Here is a 20,289-nt window from a genome sequence, read left to right on the forward strand (position 1 = left end):
AAGCTCGTGTTGCCGTTGACGGTCCTGGTTCCCGAACCCCGCGTTCGGCGCACCAGGACCGTCAGCACGTCACCGCGGCCCCCGATCGGGCGGGTGCGGTTCCCAGGCGGCGCCCGTACGCTCGTCGTGCTCCGCCTGCCCCGCCCCGTCCGTCGAGAGGTCCCGTCATGCGCCGTGTCGGCATCACGCTCGCGTCGGTGTTCGGCGCCGGCATCGTGGTCGTCGGCATCGGGGTCGTGGTGCTCGTCGTCATCGCGGTCAACTCGATCGCCGGGATCGCGAAGTCCAGCGCCGCCGACGCCACCCCCACGTGCCCGAAGGTCGCCTCGAAGACCGTCGGTGGCATGGTCGTCCCCGCCGGTCCCATCGCGGGATTCTGCCAGGACCGCCTGGTCAACGCTGCGTCGGTGATCCAGGCCGCGAAGGCGCTCGGCATCGGGCCGCACACCCAGGCCGTCGGGGTCATGACGGCGATCGGCGAGTCGAGTCTGGTGAACCTGGACCACGGCGACGCCGCCGGCCCGGACAGCCGCGGCCTGTTCCAGCAGCGCGACAACGGCGCCTGGGGCACGTACGAGCAGCGGATGGACCCGTACACGGCGGCGTCGATGTTCTACGCGAAGCTCGTCAAGGTGCCCGGTTGGAAGACGATGACGCCGACGCAGATGGCGCACGCGGTGCAGATCAACTCGGACCCCGAGCACTACGCGAAGTCCTGGCCCGCGGCCAAGGCCGTCGTCGAGGGGCTGACGGGCGAGACCGTGCCCGACACCGCGCCACAGGGCTGACCCGTCACGAGACCACCGGGCCCGACGGTCACGCCACTTCCTGGTCGTGCTCGTCGAGTTCGATCATCGCGGCACCGCCGTCGTGGACGATCACCTGGGCGCGCAGCCGGATCGCGTGCTCGTCGAGGGCGCAGGCGCACGCGTCGACCCACTCCCAGTCGACCGGGTGCACCCGGTCGACGCCAGGCCGCTCCCACGCGAGCACCACGTCGACCGCGCCGAGCTGCCCGACGATCTCGGAGATCAACGACGCGAAGTCGTTGACGTGCTCGTCCGGCTGGTACGGCAGGTCGGCGATGGGCAGCAGGAACGGGATCGACATCCCGAGTTCGTCGAGGAACACCACCCAGCACTGCCGGCGCACCGGGCGGTCGACCAAGGCGGCGACGAGTTGGACGACGTCGTCGTCGGTACGGACAGGGGTTCGGATCAGGCGGTCGAGGGTGTCGGTGTCAGGCATGCCTCCAGCGTCGCGAACACCACCCGCTCACCGACGACCATCGCGTGTATCTGTGGACAACCTCGCCGCCGCAGCCACCTGTGGAGGACGACCTTGAGGCCGCGAGCCGACCGACTTCGACCAGCGCGATAACGACGTTGGACGAGCCTTCAGTCCGGACCTGACCGGCTCGGCGAGGTTCCACGACATGCTGCACGCTGATCGCCGAGGTTCCAGATCTCGACAAATGGGACGCCGACATGCCGAGATTTTGGAACCTCGGGACGACTCGGGACGACTCGGAACCTCGGGACGGCAGCGCCGTTCAGATGCCGTGCGTCACCGAGCTCTCGATGAGGAGCAACGCCGCGAAGAAGACGGCCACCACCGCAGCCATCCCCACGAGCACCACCGGCCACGCCAGCCGACGCCGCACCAGCCGCAGGATGCACACCACGATCGACGCGACCAGCACCAGCGCGATCAGGATCGGCCCGACGGTCACGACCGAGTCGCCCAGCCCCACGTTGCAGGTGTTCCCCGGGGCCGCGCACGACACGAACGCCAACGACATGAGCTTGATGCCCCACCCCGCTGCCAACGCTTCGAGCGTCAGCACGACGAGCAGGGCGATGGAGGCGACCATGTCCGCGACGCGGCGGCGTCCTGCCAACGGGTGGCGGGCCTCCCGTCCGAACCGTGCCGGAGCCGACCCGAGCGGATCGAGAGCCGAACCAGGAACCGACCCTCGGACCGACTCCGGACTCGACCCGGGAACCGGGCCGACGTCGGCCGGACCGGACGACCGAGCGGGCGCGTCCATCAGGACCGCCGGCCGCGCGTGGACCAGAGGGCAGCAGCGATGAGGAGCGGCTGACCGAACAGGCGCGCGACCCGCTTCTCGTCGCTGTCGAGACCGAAGGCGTCGCGGCGGTTCACCCACTGCGACAGGTTGCCCGGGAAGATCACCGTGAAGAACAGTGCAGCGACGGAACCGACGAAGCGCCGAGCCGGCTTCGGTGCGAGGACGAGCGCCGAACCGAGGGTGATCTCCGCGACACCCGACGCCAGCACGGTCGTGTCCTCCGACAACGGCACGAACTCGGGCACCTGGGCCGTGAACTCCTTGCGCGCAAAGGTGAGGTGACTCGTGCCGGCGAACACGAGCGCCAGGCCGAGCAGGACGCGGAGGAAGGAACGCATGCCTCCATGGTGCCCGCTCCCGGACGACGGCGCTCGGGCGTGTACGGAACGCGGCCCGCTCGGTAGATTCAGACGCATGGGAGCACCCGCTCGGGACCACGAACCGCCAGCAGCCCCCGCGACCGTCGCGGTGCTGCTCGGCCCGGTCGCGTTCTACCTCGGCATCATCGTGCCGGCGCAGGGCACGGTCCGGCACGTCCTGCTCGGCGCCGCGTTCGGCATCATCTGCGTGCTGAGCGGCTGGCGCGCGATCACGATCGCCGGCCGCCGTCGCCGGGCGGTGCAGGTCTGGGCGTGGATCGGCATCGTCATCGGTGCGGCCGGGCTGATCATGATCGTCTGGCAGCTGCTGGTCATCGCGACCGCCGGCGCGTTCCCGCCGCCGTTCTGGTCGCCCTACGCGAACCGCTGACGCGGGTCACCAGCCGAGCGTGCCCGGCGCCCCCTTGAACGGGCCGACGACGTCCGACGTGATCCAGCCGCCGTAGAAGTCGCCGTCCTGCGACTGCACGATCTCGCCGCCGACCTCGCACGAGTCCATCGCCGACGGGTAGATCGCGACGCGGTCCCGGAGCGACTCGTAGCCGGGCTCGGGCGTCGGGTAGTTCCACGCGGCGCGGCTCGCGACGGTACCGTCCCCGCCGACCACGTCGAAGTACCGTGCACGGCCCTTGAACTCGCACATGCTCGACCCCTGGGCGGGCCGGAGGTCGAGGTCCGCCATCGGCAGGTAGTACACCGGCGGGTGCGAGGTCTCCAGGACCCGCACCGCATCGGTCGTGTCGGCCACGACGGCGCCGCCGAACCGGACGACGACGCGGGCGGTGACGGGCTCGACGGCGGGCGGGCGGGGGTAGTCCCAGACCGATTCCTGTCCGGGGCCGGGTTCGATCCGTTTCGGGTGGCGCATGGGGTCATGTGTACGCCGCGCGGCTGCGGTCGGCCTGCGCGGTGCGGGCCTGAGACTCGGCCCGCCGACCGCCCGCGCGCGGAGCCGCCGCAGGGTGCACCATGGGCGGGTGACGACGACGACACGCACGCTCTTCCGACGGAAGCCCATCGAGACGATCGATGACGACACCGGAGCCGAGGGTGGCCTGAAACGGCACCTCGGCCTCTGGCAGCTCACCGCGATCGGCATCGGCGGCATCATCGGCGCGGGGATCTTCACCCTCGCCGGCACCGTGGCCAACGGCGTCGCCGGTCCCGCGGTCCTCATCAGCTTCCTGGTGGCCGGCGTCTCGAGTGCCGCGGCAGCGCTGTCGTACGCCGAGTTCGCCGGCCTGATCCCGAAGGCCGGCAGTGCGTACACGTACGGCTACGCGGTCCTCGGCGAGATCGTCGGGTGGTTCATCGGCTGGGACCTGCTGCTCGAGTACACCGCGATCGTGGCGGTGGTCGCGATCGGCATCTCCGGGTACGTCGGCTTCCTGGTGGGCCAGTTCGGCATCGACCTGCCCGCGTGGATGCTCGGCGCGCCCGGCACCGGCGACGGCCACGTGATCGACGTCTTCGCGATCATCCTGTGCCTCGTCACCGCGTTCGTGCTCACCCGCGGCATCCGCAGCGCCGCCCGGTTCGAGTTCGTGGCCGTCGGCATCAAGGTGGCGCTCGTCGTGCTCATCGTCGTGCTCGGCGTGTTCCACATCAACAGCGCGAACTACTCCCCCTACTTCCCGTTCGGCTTCGGCGGCGTGATGACCGGTGCCGCGACGGTGTTCTTCGCGGTGTTCGGCTACGACGCCATGTCCACCGCGGCCGAGGAGTCGACCGACGCCCGCAAGCACATGCCGAAGGCGATCCTGCTGTCGCTCGGCATCTCGATGGTCCTGTACGTGCTGGCCACCCTTGTGCTGACCGGCATGCAGAAGTACACCGACATCGACCCGGCCTCGGGCTTCTCGTCGGCGTTCGCCTCGGTCGGGCTCGGCGGGGTCGCGAACGTCATCGCGATCGGAGCCATCGTCGGCATCGTCACGGTGCTCGTCACCTTCATGCTCGGTGCCAGCCGCGTCTGGTTCTCGATGAGCCGCGACGGCCTCATGCCGAAGTGGTTCGCGAAGACCGACCCGAAACGCCACGTCCCGACCCGCGTGACCTGGATCCTCGGCATCGCGTCGGCGATCCTCGCGGGCGTCCTGCCGATCGGCGTCGTGGCCGAGCTCACGAACATCGGCATCCTGCTCGCGTTCGTGGTGGTCTGCTCCGCCGTGATCGTGCTCCGCTACCGGCAGCCCGACCTCGACCGCCAGTTCAAGCTGCCGTTCATGCCGGTCATCCCGATCATCGGCGTCATCGCGTCGCTGTGGCTCGTGACGTTCCTGCAGTGGGAGACGTGGGTGCGGTTCGCGATCTGGTTCGCGATCGGCCTGGGCGTGTACTTCGGGTACTCGCGGAAGCACAGCAAGCTCGCGCAACAGCCGCAACAGCCGCAACAGCCGCAGCAGGACTGATCCCGCTCAGCGCCGCAGCGTCTCCCGCGGGTACTCCCCGAACCGGGCCGCGTACGCCGCAGCGAACCGGCCCAGGTGCGCGAAGCCCCACCGCCGCGCGACGTCGGCCACCGAGGTCGTCGACGGGTCGAGCGTGCGCAGCTCCTCGCGCACGCGCCCCAGCCGGACCTCGCGCAGGTAGGTCATCGGTGAGCGCTCGAACGCCCGCTGGAACGACTCCTGGGTCCCCCGGACACTCAGGCCGGCGGCCTGGGCGACGTCGGAGACCGTCAGGGGTTCGTGCGCGTGTGCCTGGACGTACTCGACCGCGGCGCGCAGACGTCCGTCGCTCCGTGTGCTGTAGCCCGCGGGGAACCGCTCGGCCTGCAGCGGGTACATCCGGAGCAGTGCCCGCGCGACGTCGCGCTGCGCCTCGTGCCAGGCGAGCGAGCCGTCGCCGTGCTCACGGAGGGCTCGCAGGGCCCCGGCGACCGAGGTCCGCCACTGCGCGACCGCCTCGGCGCCGGGTTCGGTCAAGCGGTCGAAGGTCATGGAGCCGTCGACCAGGTGGCGTTCGGCGGCGACGTCGAGCACCAGGTCGCGGCGCAGGTGCACCAGGCGCTGGTCCCAGTCCTGGTACTCCATCTCGAACCGGCGCTCGACGGGGAACAGGGTCGGCACACCGGGGCGCATCCGGACCTCGTCGCCGCCGACGTCGACCCGGGCTTCGCCGCGCTCGAGCCACTGCACGACGACCTCGCCCTCGGTGGCGACGTCACCGCGCAGGTACCCGTGCATCTGCGAGCGCCGGATGCTCAGGTGCTCGTCACCGACGCCGACGTACTTGAACCAGTAGTCCTGGTCGAGCGCTCGCGAGTACCAGGCCTTCCCCGCGTACATGCCGGCGAGGGAGGCGATGGCGGAGTCGGTGTCCCGTCCGCCGAGCGCGACGAGCGAGCGTGCCGCGCCGGGCGTGCTCGGGCCGGGCGTGCTCGGAGTGGGCGTCGACGTCTCGGTGTCGGTCATGCGGGCGCCTCCTCCACGGAACAGCACCGCGGGCATCAGCGGTGCCCCTACACGCTACGGACCAGCGGGCCGGCGAGTGCGTTCGTTGCGCTCCGCGGCCTAGCGTCCGCTCCAGCGTACCCAGCCCTGCACCTGCGCCGCGGCGCTCTCGAGCGACGAGTGCGCCCCAGCGATCGAGTTGTCGGGCGAACCGACGGTGAACTGGTCCGTCCGGGTGACGTCGCAGACGACCTCGGAGCCCAGCCACACGTTCCAGTGGTCTGCAGAATCGTGCACCCACCGCAAGCGGTCCGGCATGAGCGTGTCCAATCGAGTGGAGAGCGGCGAGCAGTCGTCGCCCGTCCACGCAGACGGTAGCCCCGTCCGATGTGTGTCGTTCGGGTCCGCTACGACAGGGGCTCGTAGTCCATGACCTGGCCGTCGTCGGTGCACACGGTCGAGGTCGCGCCGGAGTCGTCGATGACGGTGTACTTCGGCGACCACCAGGTCGGGGTGAGTGCGTCGTCCTTCGGGAACGTCCCGACGATCGTGTCCCCCGAAGTCTCGGGTTCACCGTCGATCGGGTCGACGGCGTTCGATCCCTGCGGCATGACGCCGTACGTGGTGCCGGTGACGGTGTCGTACTGGATGTACAGGTCGACGCCGCCCTGCATCTCGTCGTTGCCGAGCTGCACCTCGTAGGTGGTGCGGTTGTCGTCCGGGTCGACGGGGACACCCGTCCACTCGATGCGGTAGGCGTCGGCGGTCTCCTCGAGCGTCACGCTGCCGCGGCCGGTGACGAGGTCGCAGGCTGCGGTCCCCGGCGTCGTCGCCGCGGTGGTCTCGGTCGGTGTCGGTCCCGCGTCACCGGACCCGTCCGTCCCTCCGGATGCGCACCCCGCGAGCGCAGTGGTCACGAGCGCCGCTCCCGCGAGCAGCATGCCGATCCGTCGGTTCATCCCCATGGTGTTCCCCCTGTCGTGGTGCGCCGCTCCGGCGCGGTTCCACCGTAGCAACGGACGTCGGTGGCACCTGGCACGATTGACCCGTGCCAGCAGCCCCGATGATCGACGCCGTCGACGTCATCCGCTTCGTCGGGCCGCAGACCTTCGGTCGCGCGCGCGACGTCGTCCGCGCGGGCCTGGTCGACGACGCCGTCTGGGACCCCGACGACGGCACCGTCACGGCGACCGTCTCCGGCACCGCCGACGACCCCTACGAGTGCCGCATCGACATGACCGTGGCCCGCGGCGACTTCATCCGGCCGGTCCGCAGCACGTGCAGCTGTCCCCTCGGCGGCGACTGCAAGCACGTCGCCGCTGCGCTGCTCACCATCAACGCGCGTGCCCTGGCCGCGAACGCCGGCCCGCGTCCGGAGGCGCCGGCTCCGCCGCCCTCGGACTGGAGGCACGACCTCGCCCGCCTCGCCGGTGACGACGCGCAGGCGGTCACCCCGCAGAGCACCCGCATGGGTCTGCAGTTCGAGTTGCGTGACGCGGTCCCCGCTGCGCTCGCGGCGCGAGCCCGGGCCGCCGGGCGCGCGCTGCCGGCGCCGTCCCGCAGCGTGCGGCTCGGGGTCCGGCCGGTGACCCGGAGCGACGCCGGCAACTGGGTGCGCGGGCAGCTGACCTGGGGCACGCTCCCCTACTCGCAGAACCGCCTGGGCCTCGGCGCCGAGCAGCACGGGTGGTTCATGCAGCTCGCGGCCCTGCACCGCGCCGGTCAGCTCGCGGGGCTGCCCGGCGAGAGCGACTGGCTCCACCTCGACGACTTCCGCAGTCCGCTGCTGTGGCCGTTGCTCCGGCAGGCGTCGGGGCTCGGCATCGCCTTCGTGACCGGCAAGCGCGAGGGCGGGGCGATCCTCGGCGAGCAGGCCCAGGTGCTGCTCGACGTCGCCCGGCACGACGACGCCGTGGTGATCGGTGCGAGCGCGGTGCTCGACGGCCGCCCGGTCGTCCACGGTGCAGCGCGGATGGTCGGCGACCACGGTGTGTACGTGTTCCGCGAGAGCCCCGAGTTCACGGTCGGACTCGCACCGACCCCGGCGCCCGTGCCCGAGGACCAACGCCGCATGCTCCTCGAGGGCACCCGCATCACGGTGCCGACGGCAGAGGTCGACGAGTTCCTGGCCGACTGGTCCCCCCGACTGCGCGGTGCCCTCGGACTCGTCAGTTCCGACGGGTCGGTCGAGCTGCCCGAGCGCACGCCGCCCGAACTCGTGCTCACGGCGACGTTCGAGCCGGCCCGCGCGCCCCGCACCGACGACCGGGTGCACCTGCACTGGCGCTGGCACGTCGACGGCCGCAAGGACCCGGTCTCGCTGCACGGCCCACTCCCCGACCTGTCCGGGCTGCGCGCCGCGGACGATCCCGCCAGCACCGACGATCCTGCGGACGCGGCGGACGCGGCCAAAGCCCTGGACCCGGCCACGTCGACGGCGCTGGCCGACGACGCGACGGCAGCCGAGCCTCCCGTCCGCCCTGCCGGCCCCGGTGGCGGACTGGACTGGTTCCAGGACGGCACCATCGACGGAGCCGACGTCGCGGTGTTCGCGAACGAGTTCCTGCCCGAGCTGCCGGCACTCGGCGTCCGGACCGTCGTGCAGGGCGAGCGGCTCGACTACGAGCGACTGAGCGGGCGGCCGCACATCCGCGTCACGACGATGCCGTCGGACAAGCACGACTGGTTCGACCTCGGGATCATCGTCAGTGTCAACGGCAAGCAGATCCCGTTCACGCCGCTGCTCACCGCACTCGCGGGTCGGCAGCGGCGGCTCAAGCTCGTCGACAACTCCTACCTGTCACTGGCCGACCCCGCGTTCGACCGGCTCAAGGAACTCATCGACGAGGCCCGCGACCTCGACGAGTGGGAGCCCGACCAGCCGATCCAGGTGACGCCGCTGCAGGCCGGGCTGTGGACCGAGTTCGACCTGCTCGCCGACGAGACCTCGCACGACGAACGCTGGCAGGAGATCACCGCGGGGCTGATGGGGGCGACTCCCCCGGGCGACGTCCCCGTGCCGGACACCGTGCACGCCGAACTGCGGCCGTACCAGCACGCCGGGTACGCGTGGCTGTCGTTCCTGGCGTCGCACGGCATCGGCGGGGTACTCGCCGACGACATGGGCCTCGGCAAGACCCTGCAGGTGCTCGCGATGGTCGCCGCCCGCCGTGCAGCAGACCCCGAGGCGCCGCCGTTCCTCGTCGTCGCCCCCACCTCGGTCGTCGGCAACTGGGTGGCCGAGGCCGCGAAGTTCACGCCGTCACTGCGGGTGGCCGCCGTCACCTCGACCTCGCTGAAGGACCCCGGGCTCGTCGCCCGCACCGCGTCGCAGGCCGACGTCGTCGTCACCTCGTACGCGCTGCTCCGGCTCGACTCCCCGGCGTGGACCGACCTGCCGTGGTCGGCGCTCGTGCTCGACGAGGCGCAGTTCGTGAAGAACCCGCAGTCGCAGACCCACCGGGTGGCGTCCGACCTGCGGGCTCCGGTGAAGTTCGCGATCACCGGCACCCCGCTCGAGAACGGGCTGACCGACCTGTGGGCGCTGTTCCACATCGTCGCGCCCGGACTGCTGTCCACCTGGACCCGGTTCGGCGACGACTACGTCAAGCCGCTCGCCTCCCCCGACCTGCGGGGCGAGGCCCGTCAGCAACTGACCGCGAAGCTCCGGCGTCGGATCCGGCCGCTCATGCTCCGCCGGACGAAGCAGGCCGTCGCCGCCGACCTGCCACCGAAGCAGGAGCAGGTCGTCCGCGTCACGCTCGACCCCGCCCACCGCGAACTGTACGAGCGCACGCTCAACCGCGAGCGGCTGAAGGTCCTCGACCTCATCGACGACCTGTCGAAGAACCGGATGATCGTGTTCCGGTCGCTGACGCTCCTGCGGATGCTCGCGCTGTCGCCCGCGCTGGTCTCGAGCGGTTCGGGCACGGCGGATCCGGACGTCACGTCTCCGTCGACGCCGATCCCCTCCGCCAAGCTCGACCTGCTGCTCGACGAGCTCGAACAGCTCGCCGCCGAGGGCCGCCGCGCCCTGGTGTTCAGCCAGTTCACGTCGTTCCTGCGGATGGTGTCCGACGCCCTCGACGAGCGGGGTGTCGGCTACGAGTACCTCGACGGGTCGACCCGCAAGCGCCCGGAGGTCATCGAGCGCTTCCGGCAGGGCACCGCGCCGGCGTTCCTCATCTCACTCAAAGCCGGCGGCTTCGGGCTCACCCTGACCGAGGCGGACACCGTGTTCGTCCTCGACCCGTGGTGGAACCCCGCCGCCGAGTCGCAGGCCGTCGACCGCACCCACCGCATCGGGCAGACCCGGTCGGTCAGCGTGCAGCGCTTCATCGCCGAGGACACCATCGAGGAGAAGGTCCTCGCCCTCGCCGCGCGCAAGGCCGAACTGTTCGCCACGATGATCGACGACGACGCACTGTTCGCCGAGGACCTGACGGCCGACGACATCCGCTCGCTGCTCGCCTGACGCGCCGGAGCGATCAGGCGAGCGCGAGCGTCAGCGCGGGCGCGGGCGCGGGCGCGGGCGTCAGCGTGCGAGCGCGTCGATCGCCGTGACCTCGTCCGCCGAGAGCTCGATGCGGGCGCCGGCGGCGTTCGACCGGATGCGCTCCGGGTTCGACGACTTCGGGATGACGACGAAGCCGTGCGCGACGTGCCACGCGACGATGACCTGGGCGCTGTCGGCGTCGTGTGCGGTCGCGATGTCGAGCAGCGTCGGGTCCTGCAGGTTGCTCGCCTTGAAGGGGCTGTAGCCCTCGAGGACGACCCCGCGTTCGGCCAGCCCGTCCGCGATCGTCCGGTCGTACTCGACCGGGCTCCACTTGATCTGGTTCACGGCGGGGGTGGTGCCGGTCGCGGTGACGAGTTCGTCGATCTGGTCGAGCGAGTAGTTGCTCACGCCCACGGCCCGGGTCAGTCCGTCGGACTGGGCCTGGACGACCTGCTCCCACACGTCCGGGCGGGCCTCGCCGTTCGGCGGCCAGTGCACGAGCCAGAGGTCCAGGTGGTCGAGGCCCAGCTGGTCGAGGCTCTCCTCGATGGTCTCGCGCACGCGGTCGGCGTTGTCCGGCGGCAGCTTCGTCGTCACGAACACGTCGTCGCGGGCCAGGCCGGACTCGGCGAGGGCCGTGCCGACGCCGCGCTGGTTGCTGTAGCCGGTGGCGGTGTCGATGTGGCGGTACCCGGCCGCCAGTGCTTCGCCGACGGCGGCGGGGGCCTCGCCGTCGGGGATCTGCCAGGTGCCGAAGCCCAGGAGCGGCATCGACCCACCGGTGACGGACACGGACGGATTCGCGTAATCGGTCATGCCCCCGTGTCTACGCCGTCGGCGTCCGCCCGTTCGGAGCGTGGCCTCCGCGGCGGTGTCCGAGGTCTCCGGCATGATCGTCGAGGCCACCCGGCCCGCACCACCGCACCACCGCACCACGCAGGAGCCCCACCCGCATGACGTCCCGCCGACGCCGCCGTACCCGCATCAGCCTCACCTCCGTCCTCGTCGTCCTCGCCCTCGCGGTCGGTGGCTACGCGCTCGACGCCACCGGCGTCCTCGGTCCGGACGCCGACGCGGCTGCCGGGCCCACGGCAGTCGCCACGGCCACCGTCGGCACGGACAGCGGCGCACCGGAGCCGAGCCGCGCCTCCAGTCCGACCGTCAGCTCGTCGACCGACACCGACGCTGCGGACGCCCGCGCGCTCCTCGCCACGCTGCCCGTCAAGGGCAAGGCCGCCGGCACCGGGTACGACCGCACCGGTGCGTTCGGCAGCGCGTGGATCGACGTCGACCACAACGGCTGCGACACCCGGAACGACGTGCTCGCGCGCGATCTCAGGAGCATCGTTCGCCAGGGTCCGTGCAAGGTGATGACCGGCACGCTCGTGTCGCCGTACACCGGGGCGACGATCGACTTCGTGCGCGGGAACACGACCTCGACCCTCGTGCAGATCGACCACGTCGTCGCACTCGAGAACGCCTGGCGCACCGGCGCGCAGCAGCTCAGCCAGTCGGAGCGGGAGGCCCTGGCGAACGACCCGTCGAACCTGTTCGCCGTCGACGGCCGGTCCAACTCGCAGAAGGGCTCCGGCGACGCAGCGACCTGGCTGCCCGCCGACAAGGCGTTCCGCTGCACGTACATCGAGCACCAGGTCACGGTGAAGGCGAAGTACCACCTGTGGGTGGCCCCGGCAGAGCGGGACGCGATGGTGCGGGTGCTCGACGCCTGCTGACGTCGAGCGGTCAGCCGCTGCTGGGCGTCAGCCTGGAGGCCCGGCACACCTCCGCCACGCATGGCAGGCTGCGGACATGGCTGAGCAACTCACGGTCCCGCAGGCGTTCGCGCTCCTCCAGATCGAGCCCGATGGCCGGAAGTCCCTCGACGGGCAGACGTTGGACACCGGTCTCGCGGGCGCGGTCCTCGCCGACCTCGCGCTCCGCGGTGCGGTCTCGCTGCAGAACGGCCTGGTCACCGTCGTCGACGGCGCTGCCACTGGCGACCCGGTGCTCGACGGCGTCGTCGGCTCGATCGCGGCGTCCGGTGTGCCGCGCAAGGCGAAGTGGTGGGTGAGCCGGCTCGGGAAGCAGCGACTCCGCGACGACGTCGTCGCCGGACTCGTCGAGCGAGGGACCATCAGCGTCGAGCAGAGCAAGGTCCTCGGGCTCTTCCCCACCACGAAGCACCCGGAGCGCGACGGAGCCCCGGAGGCACTGCTGCGATCCGGCATCGCGGACGTCCTGGCTCGGCGGGCGGAACCGACGCCGTTCTCCGCCGCGGTCATCGGGCTGCTCGACGCCACGAACACGCTGCGCAAGCAGTTCGGCGCCGTCGACAAGGACCTGGTCAAGGAGATCACCTCGGGCACCTGGGCCAGCCCCGCGGTGAAGGCCGTGCTCGAGGAGATCCAAGCGGCGGCGATGATCGCCATTATGGCGGCGACCACCGCGACGACGACCACGATCGTCACGAGCTGAGGTCGGTCGCGCGACGGGCCCTGGTCGCGATTTAAAACAACAGGTGTAGTCTAGACGTCTCGATGCAGATGCATCGATCGGACTCGCTGCCCCACCGCGGACCCCGAGCCCTTCACCGTCGAAGACCTCAGGAGGCCTCCCCCATGCCCGAAACCAACTCCGTCACGTCCCGCTTCGCCGACCGCGTCGTCCTCATCACCGGCGGCGGCTCCGGCCTCGGCCGTGCGACCGCCGTCCGCCTGGCCGCCGAGGGCGCCGCGCTCTCCCTCGTCGACGTCTCCGAGCAGGGACTCGACGCCACGAAGGCCGCCGTGCTCGAGGCCACCCCGGACGCACAGGTCCTGACGACCGTCGCCGACGTGTCCGACGAGGCCCAGGTCGACGCGTACGTCACCGCCACCACCGAGCGCTTCGGCCGCATCGACGGCTTCTTCAACAACGCCGGCATCGAGGGCAAGCAGAACCCCACGGAGTCCTTCACCGCCGCCGAGTTCGACAAGGTCGTGTCGATCAACCTGCGTGGCGTGTTCCTCGGCCTCGAGAAGGTCCTCAAGGTCATGCGTGAGCAGGGCTCCGGCATGGTCGTGAACACCGCGAGCGTCGGCGGCATCCGCGGCATCGGCAACCAGTCCGGGTACGCCGCCGCCAAGCACGGCGTCGTCGGCCTGACCCGCAACTCCGCCGTCGAGTACGGCCGCTACGGCATCCGCATCAACGCCATCGCCCCCGGCGCCATCTGGACCCCCATGGTCGAGAACTCGATGAAGCAGCTCGACGCGGAGAACCCCCGCAAGGCCGCCGAGGAGTTCATCCAGGTCAACCCCACCAAGCGCTACGGCGAAGCCCCCGAGATCGCTGCCGTCGTCGCCTTCCTGCTGTCCGACGACGCGTCCTACGTCAACGCGACGGTCGTCCCGATCGACGGTGGGCAGTCGGCCGCGTACTGAGCCGCTCCGTGACAGCATGGCTGGCGTGAGTACCGATCAGACCAACGGATCAGCCTTCGGCCGAGGCGTCGACAAAGCCCCGCCGACCGCGGCCGCCGAACTCCGCCGCCGGATGGCAGCCTCGCCAGCGGGCTTCCTGCGGAGCGCGGCGTGGGTCCCCTGGAAGCCGGCGGGCGCTCCGGAGGCCGGCAGCGTCGCCCACGTCATGATCCGTGACAAGCCGTTCGTGCCCGTCTTCGCCGACCCGGACGAACTCGCCGCTGGTCTGCCCGACGCCGAGGGCCGTCCGGTGCCGATGTCCGAACTCGTGTCCGCGCTCCCCGAGGAGTTCGGCATCGTGGTCGACCCCACCAGCGCGGCCGAGGCGAACTTCCTGCACGCGGACGTCCTCGCCGAGATGCGGGCGCAGATGCAGAGCGGCGTCCCGACCAGCGACGACTGACCCGCTCCGTCTGACCCCCCGCTCCGGGGCGAGTGCGGGGCATTTCCGCTGGGTGACGGTTCTGGTTCGCGATCCTCGGGTTTCGTGAACCGAAACCGTCAAGCGGGCGTCAGGAACCCGACGCCGCCCCAATCACCGCAAGCGTCAGTGCGATCGCGATCGCTACCGCCGCAGCCGTCCCGAGCGCGACGAGCCACCCGAGCGGCCGCTTCCGACGGACCTTCGCCGCGAGCACTCCGCCCGCCGTGCACACGAAGACCAGGAAGATCGCCTCGACCACTGCGGTCTGCATGCCCATGGACCGGTTGCACACGCGTGTCGAGGACTCCCAGTCACACCCGTACTGCGACATCGTGCCGAGGACCCAGCCGAACAGCACCGCGAAGCCGCTGAGCATCGCGATGACCACGAACAGGGCGACGGTGACGACCAGGTCAACCGTCCGAGCCACGTTCGGCTTCGGTGCCGCGACCGTGTCCGGCGCTGGTCCCCCGGCCGGCAGTGATCCTTGCGATCCTGCAGACATCGTCCCCCGCTCCCCTGGCCCCCTCGGCCATCTGCAGCCTAGAGGACTCGGCGCGTCGACTCGGTCAGCGAGCCGGTTCGACGAGCTCGACGAAGCGGGACAGCAGCGAGAGTCCCGCGATCGACGGCGGCAACCCGGTGGTCAGCGCCGGCGAATGCACGAGGTAGGCCGCCCACTTCGCCCGCGAGATCGCCACGTTCAACCGGTTCGGCATGAGCAGGAAGTCGAGGCCGCGCGGGATGTCGGCCGCACTCGATGCCGCCAGGGACACGATCGACACCACGGCCTCGCGGCCCTGGAACAGGTCGACCGTGCCGACCTGGGTGCCGGTGAAGCCAGCGCGGTCGAGCTCCTGCCGGATCAGTGCCCCCTGCGCGTTGTACGGGGCGACCACGATGACGTCCTCGTCGGTCAGAGAGCGGGTCTCGGAACCGTCGGTCCACGTGCGGTCGACGATGTCGGCGACGAGTGCGACGACCCGTGCAGCCTCTTCAGCAGAGGACGTCGTGTTGCCCGCGTGCACGACCGGCACGGGGTGCACGCCCGCGTCGATGCCGTCGAGGTGCCGACCGGAGACCATCGACGCGAGCTGCCCGTCGTAGGACAACGCCGAGACGGACTCGGTGAGCGCCGGCTCCATGCGCCGGGTGCGGGCCAGGAAGTAGCCGAACTCCGGCGGCAGGACGTGCTCGCCGTCCGCCAGCCAGCCCAGCGCCGACTCGTCGACGGGCTCCGGGTGCGAGCCCTGGGAGACCTGCGGGAGCTGCTGCGGGTCCCCGAGCAGCAGGAGTCGGGTCGCGGCGACCGACGACGCGATGGTCGGAGCGAGGGAGAACTGCCCGGCCTCGTCGACGACGAGCAGGTCGAGGGACCGGCGCTCGATCGTCGACGCGTTCGCGAACGTCCACGCGGTCCCGCCGACCACGCCGCCGGTGCCAGACGCCTCGCACGATGACAGGAACGCGGCGACGGCGGCACCGTTCTTCACGGGCGTCCACGCGGCGACGTCGAGCTCGTCCTCGGTCGCACCGGACTTCGGCACCTTCACGACCCGGTCCGCGGGCACGCCGGCGCTCACGACCGAGGACAGGAAGTTCTCCGACGTCGCGTGGGACTGGCCGACGACGCCGACCCGCCAGCCGTGCTCGCCGACGAGCCGTGCGACGACGTTCGACCCGACGTAGGTCTTGCCCGTGCCGGGAGGCCCCTGGATCGCCAGGTACGAGTGGTCGAGGCCGAGCAGCGTCGACACCACGGCGGACACCGTGTCGTCGCCCTGTACGGGCACGATCGCACCGCGCGGCGGCACCCGGCGCAGCAGGTCGAAGGCCGGGTCCGCCACCATCGAGGGCAGCTCGTCGAGGACCTGCTGCCCCCACTCGGCGATCGCCTCGGGCTGCGGCTTCGCGCGGGGCGGTGCGGACGGCGCGAGCGCGACCGGGAACTCGTGGTGCGGCTCCGCTCCGACGGGCAGCCCTTCCTTCACCAGCACCTCGACCGCATCGCCGTCGTCCCACACGTCCACGATCACGGCGCGAGATGACGTGCCCTTCGACCCGGGGCCCGGAGACACGACCGACGGCGGGAGTGGGTCGTCGTAGACGAGGTGGGGCGTGCCTCCCGGCCGGAGCCGCGAACCGGGCGCGAGCGTCCCCGACAACCGGAGTTCCCGCGACTGCGAGCGGGCACGCGGCAGCGTGTCCCAGTCCCGCTCGACGGACGCACGCTCCACGACGAGCACATCGCGGGTGTCGGCCCAGTCGTCGACAGGGTTGCGCAGGCGGTCGAAGTGGTCCTGCCAAAAGGTCTTCGCCTCGCGCCGGTGGTAGTCGATCGCCGCTGCGGCGAGCGCCAATGCGGTCTCGTCCGGCGTGCGATCGAGGGCGTCGACACCCTCGAGGTGCGACGCGAGTGCGACGTACACCGGGTTCGGCTCGCGCTCGACGGGGATCGGCGGGAGCTCGAGTTCGAGCGCGGGGTCGGCTGCGTCCGGGTCGTCGGTGCGCAGCGACCGGAGCCAATCGCGCAGGCGCAGGGTCGAGCGGCAGTCGTAGGCGTTGTAGTCGGCGACCTCGTCGAGCATGTGCTGGCCGGCGGCGGGGTCGCCGTTCCGGAGCTCCTCGATCGCGTCGACGTAGGCGGTGATGCTGTCGGCGGCGTTCGTGACGTCGCTCTCGCGCAGGTCGTCGCCCATGTAGAGCGGCTCGAGCTTCTTGATCGAGTAGCTGTGGCTCCCCACGACCAGGGCCTTGCGGACGATCGGGTACAGGTCGACCAGGACCCCGGCGCGCAGCAGGTCGTCGACGGCCTCTTCACCGACGCCGTGCCGCGCGGCGAGCGACAGCAGGTGCGTCCGCTCGTAGGCCGCGTAGTGGTAGATGTGCATGCCCGGGTACTGCTGCCGCCGGGCTTCGATGAACGCGAGGAACTGCTCCAGCGCAACTCGCTCGTCGCGGATCGTGTGCGCCCAGAACGCGGTGAACGCCGCGCGGTCGTCGACCAGGCCGAACAGGTAGTCGAGGCCCCAGTGCACGCCGTCCTCGGTGTGCAGCGGGTCGCCCTCGAAGTCGAAGAACACGTCGCCCGGGTCTGGTGCCGGGATCGCGTCGAGCGCGCGAGCATCGAGGACCTCGAAGCGCGGCTTCGCGGGCTGGTCCGGCCGGTCGGTGCCGTTCCGTCGGGCGGTCTCCGTCTCGATCTGGAGGCTCGCCTGGCGCACCAGCCGATCCTGCGTCGCGCGGGACAAGCCCGGCACTGCCCGGGTGCGGACCGCCAGTTCGTCGATCGTCCGCACCTCGTGCTTGATGAGCTTCGCCCGCTGATCCAGGCGCATTCCCGCGACGAGGACGAGGTCGCGGTGCTCGGCAACCTGGGTCGAGCAGACGTCGCAGCGGCCACACGAGGAGTAGCGCGGGTCGCCCCACTGCAGTGGCTCGTCGGCGGTGATGCGCTCGGCGATCACCCGCTGCAGTTCGGCGCGCTGCGTGCGGTACACCGGCGCGATGTCGGCGAGGTCGTGCGTGGTCGTCGTACGGTCGCCGAGCACCAGGTGCACCTGCTGCCCGGTGGGGATGCCGTGCGCCTGCATCTGCTCGGCGTAGGCGGCGAGCTGCAGCAGGGCGCTGATCTTGGCGTGCCGGGCGAGCTTGGTGTCGTAGACCTCGTACTCGCCCTGGTCGTTGCGGATGATGAAGTCCGCGAACCCGATGAACCCTGGGCTGTCCGTCGAGGGCGCCGCGTGGAACGTCGGCTGGTACAGGACGTCGGCGCCGTCGGCGAAGGCCTGTCGCGCTTCGGCTGCGGCGCGTGCGTAGTCCGGCGGGGCGGGGCGGTCGAACTCGACGACGTTCCGGGTCTGCTTGAGGATGTCGAGATAGTCGAGCTCGTGCTGGTCCCCCAGGCGGGCGGTGCGCTCGAGCATGTCGTCGTGCGCCTCGGGCAGGGCTTCCCCGCGGCCGAGCTTGACGTCGAGGCGGCGCAGGAACGCCCACTCGCAGGCCGACCACGTGCTGAGGTCGCTCGGGCTGAGCAGCACGTGCCCGTCGACGCCGATCTGCATGCGTTCCCCCGTCTCTCTGGTGCCCTGCGAGCCTAGGGCCGCCCGCCGACACCGGCGCCGCGCGCGGTCAGACGGCCGCGGCCGGCGTCAGCGCACCTCCGCGGAGTCCCAAAGGCGGCGCACCAGCCGACCGGCCTCGAGGACGGCAGGCCAAACGACCACGGCGAGCAGACAGCCGTCCGTGAGGGCGCGTGTCAGCGGAACGAGCAGCAACGGCACCTGCGTCCAACTCGCGAGCATCCAGCAGCCCGCGGCGATCCCGATGATGCACCCGAGACGGCACAGTGCCGTGGAACCGGCCCGACGGGCGATCACCACGCCGATGGCGAGCGCGAGGACCGGCCCGAGCATGTGCGCAACCGACACCGACCAGTACACGGCCATCGGTTCCACATCGACAGCCATGCGACCAACCACCTGAACAGCCAGGGCACCGAGCGTCCAGCACACGATCCGGTCTCCACGCCAGCTGAGCACGCCCCCGATCAGCAGCAGCACGATGCTCGCACCCGCCAACACGGCGGACGAGCCGGCCATCGGACTCTCGAAGAAGATGCGGGTGAAGTCATCGGCTGCCTGGATAGTCACTCCGAGAGCCCCGAGCGTCCCGGCGCTTCGTCCGATCGACACAACGCGCATCAGTCCTCCGCTCCAGACCGGAGCAGGTCGTCGTGCCGTGACATGGCTGTTCGACACACCTGTTTCCACGCGGGGCCGCGCTCGGACAGAATCGATGGCCATCGCGCCTCGTCGTCCTCCGCACGGAGGAGCGCCAGATCACGCTGGTCCAACGACGCTCGCACGGCTTCGCCGACGCCAGAGAACGCCCGGTCGTAGTACGCGCCGTCCGTCTCCGTCACCCGCTCACCGCGGATCGCACGGACGGCCTCGTCGAACGTGTACTGGGAGCAGTTGGTCAGGAACTCCTGCTGCGCCGTCGGGGCAGGGGCGGATGTCGACGACGACCGCACCTCGGGATCCTCGCGAGGCGGATCGACCTGGGAGATCAGATCGCGCGGTCCGACGACGAACCAGTTCACGCCGCGCCGGACTCCGCGTCCGTCCACGAGAGCGTCAGCCCATGACGGGAGGATCTGGTCGACGGACCGGCTGCTGCCGTACACACGAACGGAGACCGTGTCGGCCGCGTCCACGCAGTCGTAGCCACGCATCGAGTCCCAGAACGTCACGTCGTCCTGGTAGTCGTCCCGGTCCTCACATGGGAGCCCCGCAATGAGCACATCGGCAAGACGCTGCTGCGAAACGGTCTCGATGATCCGGGCGCTTTCCGTCGCCGGGCGGACGGTTGTGGTGGTCCGGGGCGTTCGGGTCGTCGTCGGGTCGGGAGCACCGCACCCGGTCGCGGCGACCGCGACGGCGCAAGCGCCCGCCCAGATGAGCGAGCGCCTGCGCCGACGTGTCGCGATCAGCCCCACTGCACGCCCGCGACGCCCGAAGCAGTCATTCCCCGGATCTGCTTCGATGCCGCAACGATGCCCCAGTTGATGACCACGCCACGGCGACCGGTCCCGCATCCCGACGCGGTCCACGTCGTCTGCGCACGAGCGTTGAAGCCCTTGCTCCACACGCAGACCCCGACCCGGCCTTGGTCGCGGTACCAGCTGTACGTGACCTTCGTCTTCGTGCTCGACCCGATGATGCTGCACCCCGACACGGACGTGAGCATCTTCGGGATCGCCGCGAACGCGCGGTCATGGCAGGGAGTCTTCCGGCTGATCGAGTTCCCGTCCTCGTCGACCCGGGTCGCGTTCGCGGGGTCGAAGGTCGGGTCGACGACCACGTTGTCGGGAACGGCCGACGATGGGTCAGGTTCGGCCGCGACCGCCGGGCCAGCTGCCAGCAACGGTGAGACCACCGCGGCGACCGCGGCGACGACCAGCATTTGCTTCATGGTGTGCTGCACTGCACACCCCCCTCTCAGTCAGACAACCGCTCTGGTTGCCGCTGCCAGGTA

Annotated in this window: 21 protein-coding genes; 8 read left to right on the plus strand and 13 right to left on the minus strand. The window is 70.9% G+C overall.

What is annotated here, in order from left to right; all coding sequences use genetic code 11:
• The first annotated feature begins 167 nt into the window (after nt 1-167).
• Entirely contained in the window at nt 168-788 is a 621-nt protein-coding gene (locus tag ACVKXF_RS13465) for a hypothetical protein (protein WP_123313009.1), read from the plus strand.
• A gap of 28 nt (nt 789-816) precedes the next feature.
• Here the strand turns inward: ACVKXF_RS13465 and ACVKXF_RS13470 are convergent, their stop codons facing one another.
• The 3 genes from ACVKXF_RS13470 to ACVKXF_RS13480 form a co-directional block, all read right to left on the minus strand.
• Complete coding sequence (locus tag ACVKXF_RS13470; protein WP_123313010.1) at nt 817-1,248, minus strand: hypothetical protein; 432 nt, start codon at nt 1,246-1,248, stop codon at nt 817-819.
• A 304-nt stretch (nt 1,249-1,552) separates the two neighbouring features.
• On the minus strand, nt 1,553-2,050 hold the full coding sequence (locus ACVKXF_RS13475) for a DUF6264 family protein (RefSeq protein ID WP_456795997.1): 498 nt from the start codon (nt 2,048-2,050) through the stop codon (nt 1,553-1,555).
• Nucleotides 2,050-2,430, minus strand: coding sequence for a DoxX family protein (locus tag ACVKXF_RS13480; protein ID WP_222660605.1), 381 nt, complete (start codon nt 2,428-2,430; stop codon nt 2,050-2,052). The genes ACVKXF_RS13475 and ACVKXF_RS13480 overlap by 1 nt, the downstream gene beginning before the upstream one ends.
• 76 nt (nt 2,431-2,506) lie before the next feature.
• On the opposite strand from ACVKXF_RS13480, the gene ACVKXF_RS13485 reads away from it, so the two are divergent.
• Nucleotides 2,507-2,842 carry a hypothetical protein gene (locus ACVKXF_RS13485; protein WP_456795998.1) on the plus strand — a complete coding sequence of 112 codons (336 nt, stop codon included), beginning with the start codon at nt 2,507-2,509 and terminating at the stop codon, nt 2,840-2,842.
• 6 nt (nt 2,843-2,848) lie between these two features.
• On the opposite strand, the gene ACVKXF_RS13490 is transcribed toward ACVKXF_RS13485, so the two are convergent.
• Nucleotides 2,849-3,340 (minus strand): DUF427 domain-containing protein, encoded by a 492-nt coding sequence (locus tag ACVKXF_RS13490; RefSeq protein WP_456795999.1) that lies wholly within the window; start codon nt 3,338-3,340, stop codon nt 2,849-2,851.
• Between the two features lie 109 nt (nt 3,341-3,449).
• Here ACVKXF_RS13490 and ACVKXF_RS13495 point away from each other — a divergent pair, with 109 nt between their 5' ends.
• Nucleotides 3,450-4,883 carry an amino acid permease gene (locus ACVKXF_RS13495; protein WP_456796000.1) on the plus strand — a complete coding sequence of 478 codons (1,434 nt, stop codon included), beginning with the start codon at nt 3,450-3,452 and terminating at the stop codon, nt 4,881-4,883.
• A gap of 6 nt (nt 4,884-4,889) precedes the next feature.
• Here the strand turns inward: ACVKXF_RS13495 and ACVKXF_RS13500 are convergent, their stop codons facing one another.
• From ACVKXF_RS13500 to ACVKXF_RS13510, 3 genes are all read right to left on the minus strand, one after another.
• The gene (locus ACVKXF_RS13500) at nt 4,890-5,888 is read right to left on the minus strand and encodes a helix-turn-helix transcriptional regulator (RefSeq protein ID WP_456796001.1); all 999 of its coding nucleotides are present in this window, start codon (nt 5,886-5,888) and stop codon (nt 4,890-4,892) included.
• 99 nt (nt 5,889-5,987) lie between these two features.
• A complete protein-coding gene (locus tag ACVKXF_RS13505; protein ID WP_185021381.1) occupies nt 5,988-6,164 on the minus strand; it encodes a hypothetical protein in 177 nt (58 codons plus the stop codon).
• Between the two features lie 110 nt (nt 6,165-6,274).
• Nucleotides 6,275-6,832: a hypothetical protein gene (locus tag ACVKXF_RS13510; RefSeq protein ID WP_123313018.1), complete on the minus strand. Its 558-nt coding sequence runs from the start codon at nt 6,830-6,832 to the stop codon at nt 6,275-6,277.
• Nucleotides 6,833-6,915: 83 nt separating this feature from the next.
• Here ACVKXF_RS13510 and ACVKXF_RS13515 point away from each other — a divergent pair, with 83 nt between their 5' ends.
• The gene (locus ACVKXF_RS13515; RefSeq protein WP_456796002.1) at nt 6,916-10,341 is read left to right on the plus strand and encodes a DEAD/DEAH box helicase; all 3,426 of its coding nucleotides are present in this window, start codon (nt 6,916-6,918) and stop codon (nt 10,339-10,341) included.
• Between the two features lie 60 nt (nt 10,342-10,401).
• On the opposite strand, the gene ACVKXF_RS13520 is transcribed toward ACVKXF_RS13515, so the two are convergent.
• The gene (locus ACVKXF_RS13520) at nt 10,402-11,181 is read right to left on the minus strand and encodes an aldo/keto reductase (protein WP_456796003.1); all 780 of its coding nucleotides are present in this window, start codon (nt 11,179-11,181) and stop codon (nt 10,402-10,404) included.
• 137 nt (nt 11,182-11,318) lie between these two features.
• Here ACVKXF_RS13520 and ACVKXF_RS13525 point away from each other — a divergent pair, with 137 nt between their 5' ends.
• The 4 genes from ACVKXF_RS13525 (at nt 11,319) to ACVKXF_RS13540 (ending at nt 14,229) form a co-directional block, all read left to right on the plus strand.
• Entirely contained in the window at nt 11,319-12,098 is a 780-nt protein-coding gene (locus ACVKXF_RS13525) for an HNH endonuclease family protein (RefSeq protein ID WP_456796004.1), read from the plus strand.
• A gap of 76 nt (nt 12,099-12,174) precedes the next feature.
• Nucleotides 12,175-12,840, plus strand: a complete 666-nt coding sequence (locus tag ACVKXF_RS13530; protein ID WP_456796005.1) for a GOLPH3/VPS74 family protein — start codon at nt 12,175-12,177, stop codon at nt 12,838-12,840.
• Between the two features lie 143 nt (nt 12,841-12,983).
• On the plus strand, nt 12,984-13,787 hold the full coding sequence (locus ACVKXF_RS13535; RefSeq protein ID WP_340197179.1) for an SDR family oxidoreductase: 804 nt from the start codon (nt 12,984-12,986) through the stop codon (nt 13,785-13,787).
• A 25-nt stretch (nt 13,788-13,812) separates the two neighbouring features.
• Nucleotides 13,813-14,229, plus strand: coding sequence for an SseB family protein (locus tag ACVKXF_RS13540; protein ID WP_456796006.1), 417 nt, complete (start codon nt 13,813-13,815; stop codon nt 14,227-14,229).
• Between the two features lie 109 nt (nt 14,230-14,338).
• Here ACVKXF_RS13540 and ACVKXF_RS13545 read toward each other — a convergent pair whose 3' ends face one another.
• The 5 genes from ACVKXF_RS13545 to ACVKXF_RS13565 form a co-directional block, all read right to left on the minus strand.
• Nucleotides 14,339-14,680, minus strand: coding sequence for a hypothetical protein (locus ACVKXF_RS13545; RefSeq protein ID WP_340197176.1), 342 nt, complete (start codon nt 14,678-14,680; stop codon nt 14,339-14,341).
• 139 nt (nt 14,681-14,819) lie between these two features.
• A complete protein-coding gene (locus ACVKXF_RS13550; protein WP_456796007.1) occupies nt 14,820-18,314 on the minus strand; it encodes a TM0106 family RecB-like putative nuclease in 3,495 nt (1,164 codons plus the stop codon).
• 87 nt (nt 18,315-18,401) lie between these two features.
• Nucleotides 18,402-18,953, minus strand: a complete 552-nt coding sequence (locus ACVKXF_RS13555) for a hypothetical protein (RefSeq protein ID WP_456796008.1) — start codon at nt 18,951-18,953, stop codon at nt 18,402-18,404.
• A complete protein-coding gene (locus tag ACVKXF_RS13560; protein ID WP_456796009.1) occupies nt 18,953-19,750 on the minus strand; it encodes a hypothetical protein in 798 nt (265 codons plus the stop codon). Before ACVKXF_RS13560 ends, ACVKXF_RS13555 begins: the two co-directional genes overlap by 1 nt.
• On the minus strand, nt 19,741-20,226 hold the full coding sequence (locus ACVKXF_RS13565) for a hypothetical protein (RefSeq protein WP_456796010.1): 486 nt from the start codon (nt 20,224-20,226) through the stop codon (nt 19,741-19,743). Before ACVKXF_RS13565 ends, ACVKXF_RS13560 begins: the two co-directional genes overlap by 10 nt.
• Nucleotides 20,227-20,289 lie beyond the last annotated feature (63 nt).

The organism is Curtobacterium sp. PvP017, assembly GCF_054060195.1.